Below are 322 nucleotides of genomic sequence, written 5' to 3' on the forward strand. Positions count from 1 at the left end.
CAGGTTGATAAGGTCGATTTGGCGCTGGATCGCTCGCGCCTCGTCCTCGCGTCCCTGAGCTTGAAGGAGGCCCATTTTAGCCTGAAGCGAAAGCATCTCGCGTTGAGCCGCCAACTCCTCAGGCGTCGGACCGGAGCGGCCTGCTTTAGTCTTGCCGTCGTCTCCCGTGCCGACGGTCGGAACCTCGACATAAGCACCGGTGCGCAGGTCGGACATGATTTGATCGAGCCGATTTGCTGCCGTTGCATACGCAATCCCGGCCTCGACCTGCTCATCCAGAGCCTTATCCACGGCTGCTTGTCGGGCCGTAACGACCCCAGCA

The 322-nt window shown here is 61.2% G+C and carries 1 protein-coding gene; it reads right to left on the minus strand.

Annotated elements, in window-relative coordinates; genetic code table 11:
- Nucleotides 1-291 (minus strand): hypothetical protein (locus OB03_RS14635; RefSeq protein ID WP_461344656.1); only part of this gene is annotated, 291 nt, incomplete at its 3' end.
- Between the last annotated feature and the right edge of the window lie 31 nt (nt 292-322).

The sequence above is a fragment of the Brevundimonas sp. GN22 genome, from assembly GCF_054824005.1.